Origin of the sequence: Flavobacterium bernardetii (assembly GCF_011305415.1) — a bacterium.
In the GTDB taxonomy this organism is placed as follows: Bacteria; Bacteroidota; Bacteroidia; order Flavobacteriales; family Flavobacteriaceae; genus Flavobacterium; species Flavobacterium bernardetii.
Genome location: NZ_JAANOQ010000004.1, coordinates 1 through 18,299 on the forward strand (window position 1 = coordinate 1; position 18,299 = coordinate 18,299).

Genomic DNA, 18,299 nt, shown 5'->3' on the forward strand with positions numbered 1-18,299 from the left:
AACTTCGGACCATTATCAGACAGCTTACCATTAAATGATGGAACAGATACAGATGGAGACGGATTATGTGATGCTGGTGATACAGACGATGATAACGACGGAATCTTAGATGCAACTGACCCAAACCCAACCAACCCAGATATTTGTGGTGACTCAGATGGTGACGGATGTGATGACTGTTCAGTTGGAACAGACAACTTCGGTCCATTATCAGATAGTTTACCATTAAATGATGGAACAGATACAGATGGAGATGGTTTATGTGATGCAGGAGATACAGATGATGATAACGACGGAATCTTAGATGCAACTGACCCAAACCCAACCAACCCAGATATTTGTGGTGACTCAGATGGTGACGGATGTGATGACTGTTCAGTTGGAACAGACAACTTCGGTCCATTATCAGATAGTTTACCATTAAATGATGGAACAGATACAGATGGAGATGGTTTATGTGATGCAGGAGATACAGATGATGATAACGACGGAATCTTAGATGCAACTGACCCAAATCCTACAAACCCAGATATTTGTGGTGACTCAGATGGTGACGGATGTGATGACTGTTCAGTAGGAACGGACAACTTCGGACCATTATCAGACAGCTTACCAGCAAATGACGGAACGGATACAGATGGAGATGGAATATGTGACTTTGGTGATATTGATGATGATAATGATGGTATAACTGATGCTGAAGAACAAAATGGAAATCCGACTTTAGATACTGATTTAGACGGAACCATTGATAGCCTAGATTTAGATGCTGATGGAGATGGCGTAAATGATTTATTTGAAGCAGGTCATGGACAAGCTGATGCAAATAATGACGGTATGGTTGATGGTCCAGTGGGATCCAATGGACTTCCAGATGCAGTTGAAGGTGGAGTAGATGGTGCTGGTCCAGTATATACAATTCAAGATTCTGACGGTGACGGAATTCACGATTTCCAAGACATCGATGACGATAACGATGGTGTAAACACAGTATTTGAAAATCCAAATTCTGACGGAGATGGTAACCCTAACACAGGAACAACTCAAGATACAGACGGAGATGGAATAGATGATTATTTAGATGTCGATGACGATAACGATGGTGTAAACACAGTATTTGAAAATCCAAATTCAGATGGAGATGGTAACCCTAACACAGGAACAACTCAAGATACAGATGGAGATGGAATAGATGATTATATAGATATCGATGACGATAACGATGGTGTAAACACAGTATTTGAAGATCCAAACTCAGACGGAGATGGTAACCCTAACACAGGAACAACTCAAGATACAGACGGAGATGGAATAGATGATTATTTAGATGTCGATGACGATGGAGATTCAATAGATACAGAGTTTGAAAATCCAGATCCAAATGGTGATGGAAATCCAGATGATGCTTTCGATTCAGATGGTGATGGTACACCAGATTATTTAGAGTTCAACACGCATAATGGTTCTGAGGATTTAGAAGTATTCCAAATGGTGACTCCAAATGATGATAATGATAATGATGTGTTCGTAATTAAAAACATCGAGAAATACCCTAACAATACTGTAGAAATCTATAACAGATGGGGTGTATTAGTATACGAAGTTAAAGGGTATAACCCAGCTGAAGGAAAAGCTTTCAAAGGTATTTCTCAAGGTAGAGTTACGATAAACCAAAACTCTGAACTTCCTGTAGGAACGTACTTCTATGTAGTTAGATATACTAACAATACAACTGGAGAAAACAAAGAACAAGCAGGATACTTATACATTAATAGATAAAAACTCTAACGGGGGAGCAATCCCCCATTAGAAATTTAAAATTAGAACAATATGAAAAATCGTTTTTTTATTATACTACTTGGATTATTTGCTATCACAAGTTACGCTCAACAAGATGCGCAGTTTACCCAATATATGTACAATACCATTAATATTAACCCTGCTTATGCTGGTTCTCGTGGTGTATTAAGTGTTTTTGGTTTGCATAGAACGCAATGGGTTGGCTTAGATGGAGCTCCAACAACAAATAGTTTTTCTATTAATACTCCAGTTAATAATTCTAATATAGGATTAGGTTTATCTGTTATTAATGATAGAATTGGTCCTTCAGATGAAAGCTCAATCAGTGCTGATGTTTCGTATTCAATCAAAACATCAGAAACGTTTAAACTATCTTTTGGAGTTAAGGGAACGGCTAACTTATTAAATATCGATTTTACTAAAGTAAGTAAATACAACCCTTATGATAATTTAGCTCAATATAACATTGATAACAAGTTTTCTCCAAACGTCGGTGCCGGTATTTATTTTCATTCTAATAAAACATATGTTGGATTTTCTATACCTAATTTCTTAGAAACAGAACATTATAATAAAAGCTCAACATCACCTTCAAAAACAGTTGCAACAGAAAGAATGCATTACCATTTCATAGCTGGTCATGTTTTCGATTTAAATGAAACTATTAAATTTAAACCAGCAATTCTTACTAAATTAGTTCAAGGTACTCCATTACAAGTGGATGCTTCTGCAAACTTTTTATTCAATGAAAAATTTGTTTTAGGTGCGGCTTATCGCTGGGATGCTGCTGCAAGTTTATTAGCGGGTTTCCAAGTTAATAAATCTTGGTTTATTGGTTATAGTTATGATATGGAAACTTCTAAACTAGCGAATTATAATTCTGGTTCTCATGAGATATTCTTAAGATTTGAATTATTTAATAACATTGAAAACATTGTTTCTCCTAGATTCTTCTAAAAAATAAATTATGAAAAGAATTATATATAGTACGATAATTGCCTTTGTTTCTTTCTCTGCTCTTGCTCAAGAAAAAACTATAAATAAAGGAAATAAAGAATACAATAAATTTGCTTATTTCGAAGCTAAAGATATCTATGAGAAAGTTGCTAATAAAGGTCATAAGTCTGTTGATTTATTCCAAAAATTAGGAGATTCTTATTATTTTAATGCCGATTTAATAACAGCAAATAAATGGTATACTGAGCTTTTCGCAATGAACGAAACAGTAGATGCTGAATATTTATATCGTTATGCTCAAACACTAAAAGCAACCGGTGATATCAGAAAATCTGATGAGTATTTACAAAAATTTGCTACTGCAAAACCTCAAGATACAAGAGCTACGAAATTCATGTCAGCAAAAGATTATATGGATGTGATCAAAGCCAATTCAGGTAGACACAATATTGAAAATGCAGGAATCAACTCTAAAGCGATGGATTTTGGTGCCGCTTTTTATAAAAATGAATTAGTATTTACAAGTGCAAGAGATACTAGCGGAAGTAGAATTCACAACTGGACAAATCAAGGTTTCACAACTCTTTATGCTTCAGAAGTCAAAGAAGATGGAAGTTTAGCTGCTCCTGAAAAATTTTCAAAAGAAATTACAACTAAAGTAAACGAATCTACTCCAGTTTTTACTAGTGATGGAAACACCATGTATTTTACTAGAAATAACTACAACAATGGTAAAAAAGGTAAAGATGAAGCAGGTACAATTCTTTTAAAGATTTATAAAGCAACAAATGAAAATGGAACATGGTCTAACGTTACCGAATTACCATTTAATAGTGATGCATACAGTGTAGCTCATCCAGCATTAAGCTCTGATGAAAAGTTTTTATATTTTTCTTCAAATATGCCTGGAACTAAAGGTGCTTCAGATTTATTTAAAGTGGAGATTAAAGAAGATGGTTCATTTGGAACACCCATTAATTTAGGTGACGACATCAATACAGAAGCTCGTGAAACTTTCCCATATATTGCGAAAGGCGATGTGCTGTATTTTGCTTCAGACGGTCATTTAGGTTTAGGTGGTTTAGATGTTTTTGCATCAAAAATCAATGCTGAAGGGAGTAACGGAAAACCTGTAAATATAGGTTCACCTATTAACAGTAACTCAGACGATTTTGGTTACATTATCGATACACAATCTAAAATTGGTTTCTTTACTTCAAACAGAACAGGTGGGGAAGGCTCAGATGATATCTACAAGTTTAAAGAAATTATTAAACTTCAAATCGAAAACATCGAAGCAGTTGTTGGTGTAATTATGGATGAAGAAACTAACGAAGTTATTCCTAATACAGAAGTTACTATTTTCAACGATAAAATGGAAGAAGTTGCAACTGTAATTACAGATAAAGACGGTAAATATACATTCGATAAATTAGCACCTAATACAACTTATACTCTCAGAGCAAAAGGTTTAGATGGTGAAGTTTCCGAACGCGTTTTCACAACCGGTAATGCTGGTAAACCAGGTGTAGCTAATATTCTTACTAAAACGAAAGTTAAGAAAGTTAAAGTAGGTGATGACTTAGCGAAAACTTTCAAAATTGAAATTATTTATTTCGATTTAGATAAGTCAAACATCAGAAAAGATGCCGCTTTAGATTTAGCTAAAATCGTTGAAGTAATGAAACAAAATCCAACAATGAAGGTTGATGTTAGAAGTCATACAGATAGCCGTCAAACCACACAATATAATGCTAATTTATCTGAAAGAAGAGCACAAGCTACAATCGCTTGGATGGTGAAACAAGGTATCACTAAAGACAGATTAACAGGAAAAGGATACGGAGAAAGCCAATTGAAAAATAAATGTTCAGATGATGTACCTTGTACAGAAGAAGAACACCAAAAAAACAGACGTAGTGAGTTTATTATTTTAGCGTTATAATTAAAATAACAAAAAAACCAGATCGGTAATGTTTCAAATTAAGGTATATTGTAATTTGTAAATATAAATAATTAAAAATCAGCAACTATTTTTTAGTTGCTGATTTTTTTTATGGTATGTAAGTTAAGAGAAAATAAAATAATTTGGTAGTGTTTCAGATTAGGTGTTTTTGCAAAACGCAAATGTAACTAGCTGAAAAACAACAATTATTTGAAATTAAAAAAATAAAATTAGGCTGCCAGTAGGTAGCCTAATCTGTTTTTAAGGCTTTAAAAAAGGTGTAAATGCTTTTGTGTTAACTTAGTGTTTCAAATTAGGTCATGGAAATAAGATGTAATTACTGTAATGAAAAATGTATAAAAAACGGATTTCAATCTAATGGAAATCAACGTTATAAATGTAGCTTTTGTAGAAAAAGACAACAGTCAAACTATACATACAACGCATATAAACATAGCATAAATCAGGAAATCATTCAATTTACTAAAGAAGGTTTAGGTATTAGAAGTACAGCTAGAATATTAAAAATATCAACAACAACTTTATTAAAAAGAATTATAACAATTGCTACAAACATTCATCAGCCCATTATTAGCAAAGGAAAAACCTATGAAGTTGATGAAATGTGCACTTATATTAGACACAAACGAAATTTTATATGGTTGGTTTATGCTCTTGAAAAAGAATCAAAAAATATAGTAAGTTTTAATGTTGGGAAAAGAACTAATAAAACCTTAAGTCGTGTTGTTGATACACTAAAACTTTCAGAAGCAAAAAGAATATTCACAGACAGATTGAAGAATTATAGATATCTAATTGATGAGAAATTGCATTCTGTAAAACGATTTGGTACAAATCATATCGAAAGGAAAAATTTAACATTAAGAACCCATCTTAAAAGATTAAATCGAAGAACTATTTGTTTCAGTAAAAGCATGTCTATTTTAGTTTCAATTTTGAAGATTTATTTTTGGTATTAATTGTAATTTTAAGTTATAAAGTTTAGCTCTTTTTTTTAGTAATTATTTTTAATGAAAGTACTAATAAATATAAATATTTTGTACATTTCTACTGAACAAAAGTGAACAAAGTACTAAATGTTTTGATCTATCATTAACGACTTTTTTTTATTAATTGATATATATCTATTATTCGTTAAAATTTCTCAAACTTTTAGCTTCTGCAAAAGATGTGTGAATAGATATCTTATTAATTAAGTAACATCACGTTCTGCTAATGAATTAACATTGGAATTTGATAATGCTTATAAAATTATCTAAGGAACTTGTATGCAAAATATAATTTTTCGATTAATCAAAAATGTTTGCAAATGCTGAATGGAATTGATGTTTTATTTACAGATATGAATAATATTGTTTAAAATGATTTTAGGAATATTTCTTATTGAATTAAAAAAATGGAACCCTATCAGATAGTTGTCTACACAAATATTTGAATAAATTTTTTAGTAATATCCTTCTTAATAAATGCTGAAATTAAAAAACTAACTTGCTGAATTTAAATCAGTAAATTTTATATGTCATGAATTTAAAATACATTTATCTATGTTTTACTTTTTGTTCTATTTGAATTGTAACTCTAGTTCCAGTTGCATTTTCATTTTGTAAATCTATTTTTTCAATATGAATTTTATTTTGTCGTATTTTATTGTGAAGTTTTATACGTTCATTAATAATATTTGAAGCTATTGATTTGTGATTACTTGTTTTTAATGAATGATTGATACCAATACCATTATCTTCAATAATTATTTTTATATTATTGTTAGAGTCTTTAGTGAAATCAATATTTATTTTTTTAACTCCAACAATTTTTGATAAGCCATGAATGATTGCGTTTTCAATTATAGGTTGTATTATCATAACGGGTATTAATATTTTAGATAATTCAATATCAGGATCAATATTAATACTAGTTTGTAAATTATTATTTTTTGTTTTTTCAAAGTCTAGATATTTCTCAATATATTCAAACTCACTTTTTAAAGAATGCTTGTCATGATGCATAGTTTCTAATGTTTTACGAATTAGTTTTGAAAACTTGTCTAAATAATTATTTGCTTTTATATTTCCTTCTAAAATTAAGATACTTTGAAAATTATTTAATGCATTGAAAATAAAATGGGGGCTCATTTGCGAGCGAAGTGATTTTAATTCTAAAGTGTGTAATATTAATTTTTGTTTAAATTGTCTTTTGGTATACCAACTATAACTATAAAATAAAATGATTAAAAACGCTACAGAAAGTGCTGAAATAATTATCTTAAAAGTTAACGAATCAGTAAATTTTGGTTCAATAGAAAAGGAAACACTCTGAATATCTTTTTTATTGTTAACATAAAAGGAAATTCTATAGTTGCCTGAGGCTAACTCTTTGAAAGATAAGGTTGAGTGTTTAAATTTTTTCGATACATCTTCAGAATTATCTTTTGAAATAGAATAATATTTAGTTTGGTTTTCTTTACTATCAAAAGAGAAAATAGAAGTTATAATGTCTATATTATTTTCGTTACTTTTAAAGTGCAATGGAGTTGAATTGTTAAAATGAATAGTCTTGTCATTACATGTTATTTTTTCAATATCTATTTTTCCTTGCTCTTTTTTTGTTATAAATAGCGGATCATTTATTATTGAAAAACCATTTCTGGTACTAGCATAGAGTTTATTGTTTTCAAAATATAAACCATTAATTTTGCCTCTAATTAATCCGTTTTTATATGTTATTTTGTTATTTAAAACAAAAGTATTGTTTAGTTTTTTATATACTAAAATTCCTTCATCTGTAACGGCAAATACAATTTGTTTTTTCTCATCAACTAAAAGCTTATATATATTCTCTTTATCCAATAATATTTGTTCTATTTGGAGTTGCTTATTAATAATGTATAGCCCTTTTGAATTTGTACCAATTAATATTTTGTTGTCAATTTTGTTGATTACATTAGTTAATTTTATCTTATTATTTATTATCTCTTTGCCATTTTTAAGTAAAATAATTTCCTCTTCATTTCCTGTAACTAAGGTATTGGAATCGAGAGCGATTATCGAATTAAGACGCATCACAGATTGGTACGTATTTATAATTCTATTTTTTTCATCATATATATCATTTAAGAAAATGTAAAATAATTTATCTTTAAAAACAGCGCCATTTTTTTGGAATTTTGTTGGTTTAAAAGAAAGCTCTTTTATGGTTTTATTAGGGAGCAACTCAAAATAATAAAAACCTTCATAACAGAACAAAATTATTTTGTTATTAATAATTTTTATTTGATAGGGATTTTTGTCTTTTATTTTTTTTAAGCAAGTTAATTTTCTACTATTGGTATTAAAACTATATAAATTATTTTCATTTGATAAGATGTACAAATCTTTTCTATGAATTAAAGAGTGTTTTATTTGTATGTTTTTTTTATCAAAAATAGAATCGGTAAAATAACTTTCAATTTGATCAAAGTTATTAGGTAAAAAAAGCAAACGGTTGTTTTTAAGTATAACCCAGAAATTATCTTCGTTATCAATTAATATTGTGTATACACTTTCTAAGTCAACAGGGATTTTTTTTATTTTTTCAGAATTTACTCTATTATAAATATCATTCTTTGTAACAAAAACAGAGTCATTATTATACAAGTATATTCTATTTATATTATCATTTGAACCATTTAACCATTGGATTTTTTTAAAATTGTTAGTATGTTTTGGAATCGTTTTTTGTCTGTCATAAGTAATAATTTTAGTAGAAAAATTCTTATTTACAAGTAGTGGGACGAAGGATTTCAAAATAAAATTGAGTTCGTTTTTTTTTCCAAAGTTTCTATAAAAAATATAGTCATATGGAACTTTAATTTTTTGTTTGGTTAATTTATTAAAGATGAAGTGAATTTTAGTGTTTTTTTCAACTAAAAGCAGGTAATTTTTGTCCTGATTTAATATTTCATATTTCTTTTCAAAATATATTTTTTTTAAAGTATTATACTCAACTACATAGGATTCATATCCATTAAAGGGTTTAAAATATTCTTTTCCATCATATTCAAATGTAAACTCTAAGCAGTTTATGTTTTCTGAGTTTTTAACTTTTTTAACTTTGTCGTTTTCTATATAATAAAGCCCATTATAATATCCTGTTATCCATATTTTGTTTTTTGAATCTACTGCTAAACCAAAAATATCATTTGAGGGTAATCCCTCGCCCAATTGAAATTTTTTAAAAGTAGAGCCATTAAATTTAACAATTCCGTTATCAGTTGCAATCCATATATATCCTTTCTTATCTTGAACAACATTATAAATAATATCAGATGGTAATCCATTTGAAGAATTGTATTCAATTAGTTGATTGTATGTTTGTGAAAAATTAAGATTAACAAAGAAAAAAAAGAATAGGAAATACCTCATGGGGATTATTTGTTTTGGTGTTAGTTCGTTTTATAAAATTAATCATAAATTATTTATTTATGATTTATGAAGTATAAACCACAAAAATTAGTAGTACTCTAAGAACCTTTAAAAATTATTTTCATCTCTCTTTACAAAGTTTCTAACAATATTAATAAATATTTTAATGTAATTTTGGTTTTCATTATCCCAGTTAATACATGATATATACCACTTATTTCATTCTAACCTAATGATTTGATTTTTATGTATTTATTTTAACGATTTATATATAAATATAATTTCTTTGTAATCTAAAAATCATTTTGATTAGCACTATCATAAAATAGTATTAACCATTAATAGTTAAAAAAAAACATGCAACAATATACTTGTGTAATAATTGATGATGAAATTTCGAATCTCAAATTACTTAAACATTTTATCGCTACTTTCTTACCCAATTTAAAAATAATTGGAGAGGCTACTAATGTTGAAGAGGGTATAAATACAATAAATTCTGAAAAGCCAGAAATATTATTTTTAGACATTCAACTTAATGAAAAAAATGCATTTGATATTTTAAATAATTTAGATCTTGGCGAATTTGAAATTATTTTTGTTACAGCTTTTGAAGACTATGCATTAAAGGCTTTTAAGTATAATGCAATTGATTACGTTCTAAAGCCTATCATAATAGACGACTTAATACTAGCTGTAAGGAAATGTATTAGAAGAATCGAAGAAAAAAAATCATTTTTGATTAAAGACCATAGTTTAATAAAGAAAAAAGCTACTTGTAGTTCGAAATTTATTTCTATTGCCTCCATAAATAAAGTTGACGTAATAAAAATGGAAGATATTGTTTTTTGCAAATCAGATGGTCGCTACACCTCGTTTTATCTAATTAATAATGAAGAAATTATTGCTTGTAAAAATTTAGGTCAATTTGAGGAAATTTTGGATGACACGCTATTTTTTAGAATTCATCACTCTTATATCATTAATTTAAATCACCTTATTTTAATTACAAAAAATACAGGTTATTATTGTGAAATGGTAAACGAAATTAATTTACCTATTGCGAAAAGAAGACAAGAAAGTTTGCGCACATTTTTAAAATCAAGAAGAAATATAGAATAGAAAAATTTTATTTCAAAAGTAATTTTTAATCCATTTTATAACTTAAATATTTTTTAGTTGCTACGTTTTATCAATTATTAGTATGGTTAAACTTTTTACTTTAGTAAGGTTTATAGAGTAATTTAGTTTTAGTATTTGATACAAACTTACAGATGTTGGTACTTAAAATAACTAACAATTTAGCATAGATTCTTTAATATGCTTTCTGTTTTTCCACTTATTACTTGATAAATAACAGTTATGTCTTGGTTGTAGCTAATGAAAGTTAATATAAGCATTTTTGTAAACATTTAACCCCTTAAATTGTGTAAAAATGCAAAAGATTAAGTATTTATTATCTCTCGTTTTTACATTATCCATTAGTATGTATGTTAATGGACAATGTACAGATACTTCAATACGACCTGGTGATAGTTTTTCATTTACTGGTCAGACAGCTCCAAGTTGTTTTAATGGAAATAATGGTAGTTTTACTGTCTTTAATATTTCTAGTACTATAGGTTCTGGAAATTTTACTAACCAGCAATACTTGGTTCGTCTTTTATCTGGTCCTCCTGGTCCTTCTTATCCAGTATTATACCCTGTTCCGTTAAACGCGTCTACTCTAAACATCCCAGGATTATCTCCAGGGACTTATACTGTAGATATTATTGACCAATGCGGTGGAAATAGTGCAGACCAAACGGTAACGATTAATAATCAACCTGCAGGAGGATTTAATGATAGCTACTTAAATGTTAGTGATGTTTCTGGATGTGGAGCAACAAGAGTGTATAGTTTTTTACATCAAGTATTAATACCTGGAACCGTCTACGGAAATCATACTTATACTTATACTAATAATATTGGAAATACATTAACTAATAGTGTTAACCTTTCTGGTGGACTTTCAAGTGTATTTTATAATATTCCATTATCTTTTTTTAATGGAGGAAGTATTAATTATACTGTTGTAAATTTTTGCGGACAAACTGACTCTGGGACAATTCCGCTACCAACATTAATAACTCCTGATGTTTTGTTTGGATCTCAAATTGTAAATGTAAAAAGTGGTTGTTTAAGCGGCTATAATATTAGAGTTTTTCGCCAACTTATTTCAAACGATGTTACTGTCTCAGTCGAAGAAACAGCCAACCCTGGATTTACTGCAAATGACTATTTAGGAAATCCAATGAATCCAGTAACATTGAACATCAATCATTTTGTAAATCCACTTGGAACTATCTTACCTTTTGGACTTCAATATGGTGTAGATTACACTTTAAGATTTACAGATGCTTGTGGTCAAATAATAACTAAAACTATTAGAAGAGATATTACCTCATATAATCCTACCATAAATTGTTTATCTGGCGGAATTGGTTCTATTTTTAGAGGAGGAAGAATTAATATTGGTATTTCTGCTTTAGAAGATCCAACAGGGCCAATAAGTGTAACTATACTTTCTGGACCTCCAGTAGCAACTACTCAAAGTGGGGATTTAGGTACAATAACTTCTGCACCTATAGTTTATCCTATTGTTTGTCAGCCTTTGATGTTTGATACTTGGCTAACAGGTAATGGATCCCTAAGAAGTGTAGGTTCTCCAAATTTTCATTTTCCTGAAGGAACTTATAATATTCAAATTGTTGATGCTTGTGGAAAGACCGCTACTAGAAGTTTCACTATTGGGGCTTCTTGTATAAATACTTATAATCCATTGATCACCACAAATCCATGTGGACTTGTTACGCCAGCAGCTGTAAATTTTTCAATATCATCCGTATCTGGTGGTATTTCTGATGGCGGTCTTAAATGGGCAATATATGATAATTCAAATAATATTGTTTTAACAGCCAACACTTTAGGTTCTATTATTAATAACACTTTACCTAATGGTACATATAGATTTAGATATGGAGGTGTTAATAGTGATTGGTCTTTAAATGAATCTACACAATGGGGAGGAATTGGAGGCTTACCTCGATTAACAGGAGGTTTTTTGTATGAAAAAACATTTACGTTACTAGCAATTCCATTATCTTTTACATCAGTAACAAGTTGTGACACCACCATAACAAGTACTGCAACAGGTGGTATTGCTCCTTTGCAATATAGTTTGTTAGATGCAACAGGTACAATAACTATAGTTCCTAATCAGGCAACGGGTAACTTTTCAGGTTTAACTCCTGGTACAACTTATCAATTGAAAGCGACAGATGCTTGTGGTAGAGAACTTTTTCAATTGGTAACTGTTACACCTAGGCCAACAATACCAACAATAAGTGCCATAACACAACCAACATGTACAACAACTACAGGTAGTTTTGCAATTACAAATTACAATAGTGCATTTACATATACTATAGTTCCTGCTGGAGCTACTTTAAACACTACAACTGGAGTAGTAACTGCTCCTCCTGGAACGTATAGTATTACCCCTGCTAATAGTGGATGTCCTTCAAATACACCATTAACTGGTATCATAATTAATCCGCAACCTACAACTTTGCCAGCTCCATTAGTAGGTGCTATTGTACATCCAACATGTGCTTCTGTTACAGGTAGTTTTACTATAACAAACTATGACGCAAGTCATACTTATACTATTACACCTGCAGGTGCAACTTTAAATACCACAACAGGTGTTGTTACAGCGCCAGCTGGTAATTATACGGTTACAGCAACTTTAGATGTTTGTACTTCGCCTATTACAAATACAATTATTAACGCACAGCCACCTATTCCAACAGTACCAGTTGTTGGAATCATAACACAAACAACCTGTATTACAACTACTGGTAGTGTTGTTTTAAGTGGCTTACCATCGGGTTCATGGACGTTAACACAAACAGGAACAGTAAATAACACTATTTCTGGCTCAGGAACATCTACTACGGTATCAGGTTTAATTCCTGGAACATATAGCTTTACAGTAAATAATGGCTTTTGTGACTCTGTAACAGCTACAAGTCCGATTACAATTAATCCACAACCAGCTAACGTTACTCAAGTTGGAGTTACTTCAACAACATGTTCTGGAACTAATTATACAATAACAGTCGAAGTATCAGGAACAGCTCCTTTTACAGCAACAGGAACTGGTGCTCCAGGAACTTGGGTAGGAAATATTTGGACATCAAATAGTATTGCTCAAGGCACTAATTATAGTATAAGTATTCAAGATGCTAATGCATGTAATACTTTAGTAGTTTCTGGAATTTCTCCTGTTTGTTGTATATTCGAAGTAACATGCCCAACATTTCCAATTACAACTGTAGCTTGTTATGCTGCTATTCCGACAACAACGACATTAACTGAAGCACAATTCGAAGCTTTAGGAAATGTAGATGGACTTATCGGAAATAATCCATGTGGTATAATTGAAATTACAGCATCTAATACTGCTGATCCCGGTTGTGAAGGAAATGTAATAAGAACTTATACAGTTACAGAATACGCAGACCCTAATAATAATGATATTAGAGATTTGGGAGAAAATACGGTTTTAAATATACAAAACTGTACCCAGACATTTACCATAGAAAGAGCTGATTTTACAATGCCAGCGAATGCTTCTTCTACAGTAGCTTGTCCAGCGGATGTTGTTGCTCCAACAGTACCAGTAGTTACTGATGCCTGTGGTAATATATTAACACCAAGTGCTCCAGTAGTTTCAACTTCACCAACATGTGAAGGAAACGTAACGTACACTTATACGTTTACAGATTGTGAAGGAAATGCAAACAACTGGGTGTATACTTACACCATCGAAAGAGCAAACTTTATTATGCCAGCCAATGCTTCTTCAACAGTAGCTTGTCCAGCAGATGTTGTCGCTCCAACAGTACCAGTAGTTACTGATGCTTGTGGCAATACTTTAACACCAAGTGCTCCAGTAGTTTCTGCTTCACCAACATGTGAAGGAAACATAACGTACACTTATACGTTTACAGATTGTGAAGGAAATGCAAACAACTGGGTTTATACCTATACCATAGAAAGAGCAAACTTTACCATGCCAGCGAATGCTTCTTCAACAGTAGCATGTCCTGCGGATGTAGTGGCTCCAACAGTACCAGTAGTTACTGATGCTTGTGGCAATACTTTAACACCAAGTGCTCCAGTAGTTTCAACTTCACCAACATGTGAAGGAAACGTAACGTACACTTATACATTTACAGATTGTGAAGGAAATGCAAACAACTGGGTGTACACTTACACTATCGAAAGAGCAAACTTTACCATGCCAGTGAATGCTTCTTCAACAGTAGCATGTCCAGCGGATGTTGTTGCTCCAACAGTTCCAACAGTAACTGATGCGTGTGGTAATACTTTAACACCAAGTGCTCCAATAGTTTCAACCTCGCCAACATGTGAAGGAAACATAACGTACACTTATACGTTTACAGATTGTGAAGGAAATGCAAACAACTGGGTTTATACCTATACCATAGAAAGAAATGATTTTACAATGCCAGTTAACGGTTCGTCTACGGTTGGTTGTATTACTGACGTAGTTGCTCCGATCGTACCAACCGTTACAGATAATTGTGGTAATATATTAACACCAAGTGCACCAGTAGTTTCTGCACCACCAACCTGTAATGGTACTATAGCATATACTTACACATTTACAGATTGTGAAGGAAACACACACGATTGGGTGTATACGTACACTATTGATAGTGCTGATTTTACAATGCCAGCCAATGCTGCTTCAACAGTAGCTTGTCCAGCAGATGTATTGGCTCCAACATTGCCAACAGTAACTGATGCTTGTGGTAATACTTTAACACCAAGTGCTCCAGTAGTTTCTGCTTTACCAACATGTGAAGGAACTGTAACGTACACTTATACTTTTGCAGATTGTGGAGGGAATACGCACGATTGGATTTATACCTATAGCATAGAAAGAGCAAACTTTACCATGCCAGCGAATGCTGCATCAACAGTAGCTTGTCCAGCGGATGTTGTTGCTCCAACAATTCCAACAGTAACTGATGCGTGTGGCAATACCTTAACACCAAGTGCTCCAGTAGTTTCTACTTCACCAACATGTGAAGGAAACGTAACGTATACTTACACGTTTACAGATTGTGAAGGAAATACAAACAACTGGGTGTACACTTACACGATCGAAAGAGCAAACTTTGCTATGCCAGCTAATGCAGCATCAACAGTTGCTTGTCCAGCAGATGTAGTGGCTCCAACAGTGCCAACGGTGACTGATGCCTGTGGTAATATATTAACACCAGGTGCTCCAGTAGTTTCAACTTCACCAACATGTGAAGGAAACGTAACGTACACTTACACGTTTACAGATTGTGAAGGAAATACAAACAACTGGGTGTACACTTACACGATTGAAAGAGCAGATTTTACAATGCCAGCCAATACTGCTTCAACAGTTGCTTGTCCAGCAGATGTAGTGGCTCCAACTGTTCCAACAGTAACTGATGCATGTGGTAATACTTTAACACCAAGCGCTCCAGTAGTTTCTGCTTTACCAACATGTGAAGGAAACGTAACCTATACTTATACATTTACAGATTGTGAAAGCAATACTCAGGATTGGGTGTATACGTATACTATTGAAAGAGCTGATTTTACAATGCCAGCCAATGCTGCTGCAACAGTAGCTTGTCCAGCAGATGTTGTTGCTCCAACAGTACCAATAGTAACAGATGCGTGTGGTAATACTTTAACACCAAGTACACCCGTTGTTTCTGCTTCACCAACATGTGAAGGTGATGTGACGTACACTTATACATTTACAGATTGTGAAGGCAATACTCAGGATTGGGTGTATACGTATACTATTGAAAGAGCTGATTTTGCGATGCCAGCTAATGCTTCTTCAACAGTAGCATGTCCAGCAGATGTTATCGCTCCAACAGTACCAACGGTGACTGATGCATGTGGTAATATTTTAACACCAAGTGTTTCTATAGTTTCTGCAATGCCAACTTGTGAAGGTGATGTGACGTATACTTATACGTTTACAGATTGTGAAGGCAATACACATGATTGGGTGTATACCTATACTATTGACGATACCATTGTACCAACAGGAACTGCACCCGCTAATTTAAATTTGCAATGTATTGCCAATATCCCTGCAGCAGATGTAAATGTGATTGTTGATGAAGCAGATAATTGTGTGGGTACTGTTACAGTAACAGTTGCGGATACTAACAATGGAGGTTCAGGATGTTTAGGCAATCCATATGTTATAACAAGAACTTATACATTAACGGATTGTGCTGGAAATTCTACTGACTTAATTCAGACTATAACAGTTGAAGATGATACCAATCCCACTTTTGTAGAATCATTGCCTTCTAATTTAGTTTTAGAATGTAGTGATACTGTTCCAGCAGCAGTAACATTAACGGCTATCGATAACTGTAGTTCAGCCACTGTAGTTTATAATGAGCAAAGAACAAATGGTTCTTGTGTAAGTGATTATACTTTAACAAGAACATGGATTGCTACAGATGTTTGTGGAAATGAAACTACACATACGCAAACAATCAATGTTCAGGATACCACACCTCCTGTGTTTATTGGTAATTTACCACAAGATACTTTTGTGGACTGTGATAATATTCCTGTTGCTCCAATTCTAACTGCTTCAGATACTTGTGGTAATGCAACTGTTACATTGTCTGAAACAGAAGTTGCTGGTGATTGTACAAGTAGATATCAATTAATTAGAACATGGACAGCAACAGATGATTGTGGAAATATTTCTGTTCATACGCAAACTATAAATTTAGCTTGTCATATAAAAGTATGGAATGCTGTTTCGCCAAATGGAGATACTAAAAATGATGTTTTCTATTTAGAAGGTATTGATTGTTATCCTAATAACTCAGTTGAAGTATACAACCGTTGGGGAGTAAAAGTATATGAAACAAATGGCTATGATAATGTGAATAAAGTTTTTGATGGATATTCTGATGGACGAACAACTATTTCAAGAAGTAAATTATTACCAACAGGTACTTATTACTATATCTTAAAATATGAATATGGTTTTGATGGAATTAATGGTAAACAAAATATTGAAAAAGCAGGATATCTGTACATTCAAAATAATTAATAAATAAATATGAAACAGTTTATTAAAAATAAAAATATATTAACTACCCTGATGTTGCTTTTATTGGCAACATTAGGAAATGTTAACCAGACTTTTGCTCAGCAAGATTCTCAATATACCAATTATATGTACAATACCATTAATGTAAATCCTGCTTATGCAGGGAGTAGAGGTGTGATGAGTATTTTTGGAATGCACAGAACTCAATGGGTTGGTTTAGAGGGTGCACCAGTAACAAACGTAGCTTCATTAAACACGCCTATTGAAAATTCAAATATTGGTTTAGGAGTATCATTTGTTAACGATAGAATAGGACCATCAGATGAAAATACAATTTCGTTAGATGTTTCTTATACCGTTAATACTTCTGACACCTATAAGTTGTCATTTGGAGTAAAAGGTACAGCTAATTTACTAAATGTTGATTATAACAAATTAGATATATACGATCAAACAGATATTCAATTTCAAAATAATATCGACAATAGGTTTTCACCAAATGTGGGCGCGGGTGTTTACTTTCATTCGGATAAACTTTATGCTGGATTATCAGTTCCAAACTTTTTAGATACAGATCATTTTGATGATAATATTGCAGCTACTGCCAAAGAAAGAATGCATTATTATTTTATTGGAGGGTATGTATTTGATTTAAGTTCTTCGGTAAAATTTAAACCTGCATTTTTATCAAAAGTGGTAACTGGTGCTCCATTGCAAATGGATTTGACAGCAAATTTTATGTTTAATGAGAAGTTTGTTTTAGGGACTGCTTATCGATGGGATGCTGCCTTTAGTGGATTAGCGGGATTTCAAATCAATCAAAATTGGATGATAGGTTATGCTTATGATGCGGAGACTACTAAACTGGCTAACTATAATTCGGGTTCACACGAAATTTTCTTACGATATGAATTCAAAGGTAAATCGGAAAGAGTTGCTTCACCAAGATTTTTCTAAAAAACACAAC

8 protein-coding genes are annotated in these 18,299 nt (G+C 31.9%); 7 read left to right on the forward strand and 1 reads right to left on the reverse strand.

Annotated features, from left to right (window positions below; all coding sequences use genetic code 11):
- From G6N05_RS08585 to G6N05_RS08600, 4 genes are all read left to right on the forward strand, one after another.
- Positions 1-1,779 (forward strand): gliding motility-associated C-terminal domain-containing protein (locus tag G6N05_RS08585; RefSeq protein ID WP_166126876.1); only part of this gene is annotated, 1,779 nt, incomplete at its 5' end.
- 51 nt (positions 1,780-1,830) lie between these two features.
- Positions 1,831-2,757: a PorP/SprF family type IX secretion system membrane protein gene (locus tag G6N05_RS08590; RefSeq protein WP_166126879.1), complete on the forward strand. Its 927-nt coding sequence runs from the start codon at positions 1,831-1,833 to the stop codon at positions 2,755-2,757.
- Between the two features lie 10 nt (positions 2,758-2,767).
- Positions 2,768-4,702 (forward strand): OmpA family protein, encoded by a 1,935-nt coding sequence (locus G6N05_RS08595; protein ID WP_166126882.1) that lies wholly within the window; start codon positions 2,768-2,770, stop codon positions 4,700-4,702.
- Positions 4,703-5,022: 320 nt separating this feature from the next.
- Positions 5,023-5,682: an IS1 family transposase gene (locus G6N05_RS08600; RefSeq protein ID WP_166126885.1), complete on the forward strand. Its 660-nt coding sequence runs from the start codon at positions 5,023-5,025 to the stop codon at positions 5,680-5,682.
- A gap of 579 nt (positions 5,683-6,261) precedes the next feature.
- Here G6N05_RS08600 and G6N05_RS08605 read toward each other — a convergent pair.
- Positions 6,262-9,123, reverse strand: coding sequence for a sensor histidine kinase (locus G6N05_RS08605; protein ID WP_166126889.1), 2,862 nt, complete (start codon positions 9,121-9,123; stop codon positions 6,262-6,264).
- 357 nt (positions 9,124-9,480) lie between these two features.
- Between G6N05_RS08605 and G6N05_RS08610 the strand changes: the two genes are divergently transcribed.
- From G6N05_RS08610 to G6N05_RS08620, 3 genes are all read left to right on the forward strand, one after another.
- Positions 9,481-10,245, forward strand: a complete 765-nt coding sequence (locus G6N05_RS08610) for a LytR/AlgR family response regulator transcription factor (protein ID WP_166126894.1) — start codon at positions 9,481-9,483, stop codon at positions 10,243-10,245.
- A 313-nt stretch (positions 10,246-10,558) separates the two neighbouring features.
- Positions 10,559-17,332 (forward strand): gliding motility-associated C-terminal domain-containing protein, encoded by a 6,774-nt coding sequence (locus G6N05_RS08615; RefSeq protein WP_166126899.1) that lies wholly within the window; start codon positions 10,559-10,561, stop codon positions 17,330-17,332.
- Positions 17,333-17,383: 51 nt separating this feature from the next.
- Entirely contained in the window at positions 17,384-18,289 is a 906-nt protein-coding gene (locus tag G6N05_RS08620) for a PorP/SprF family type IX secretion system membrane protein (protein ID WP_166127978.1), read from the forward strand.
- Positions 18,290-18,299: the final 10 nt, after the last annotated feature.

Excerpts from the sequence above, each read along its gene's own strand:
- G6N05_RS08590 (WP_166126879.1), top strand. The coding sequence starts at position 1,831 with ATGAAAAATCGTTTTTTTATTATACTACTTGGATTATTTGCTATCACA.
- G6N05_RS08610 (WP_166126894.1), top strand. The coding sequence starts at position 9,481 with ATGCAACAATATACTTGTGTAATAATTGATGATGAAATTTCGAATCTC.
- G6N05_RS08620 (WP_166127978.1), top strand. The coding sequence starts at position 17,384 with ATGTTGCTTTTATTGGCAACATTAGGAAATGTTAACCAGACTTTTGCT.
- G6N05_RS08615 (WP_166126899.1), top strand. The coding sequence starts at position 10,559 with ATGCAAAAGATTAAGTATTTATTATCTCTCGTTTTTACATTATCCATT.
- G6N05_RS08595 (WP_166126882.1), top strand. The coding sequence starts at position 2,768 with ATGAAAAGAATTATATATAGTACGATAATTGCCTTTGTTTCTTTCTCT.
- G6N05_RS08600 (WP_166126885.1), top strand. The coding sequence starts at position 5,023 with ATGGAAATAAGATGTAATTACTGTAATGAAAAATGTATAAAAAACGGA.
- G6N05_RS08605 (WP_166126889.1), bottom strand. The coding sequence starts at position 9,123 with ATGAGGTATTTCCTATTCTTTTTTTTCTTTGTTAATCTTAATTTTTCA.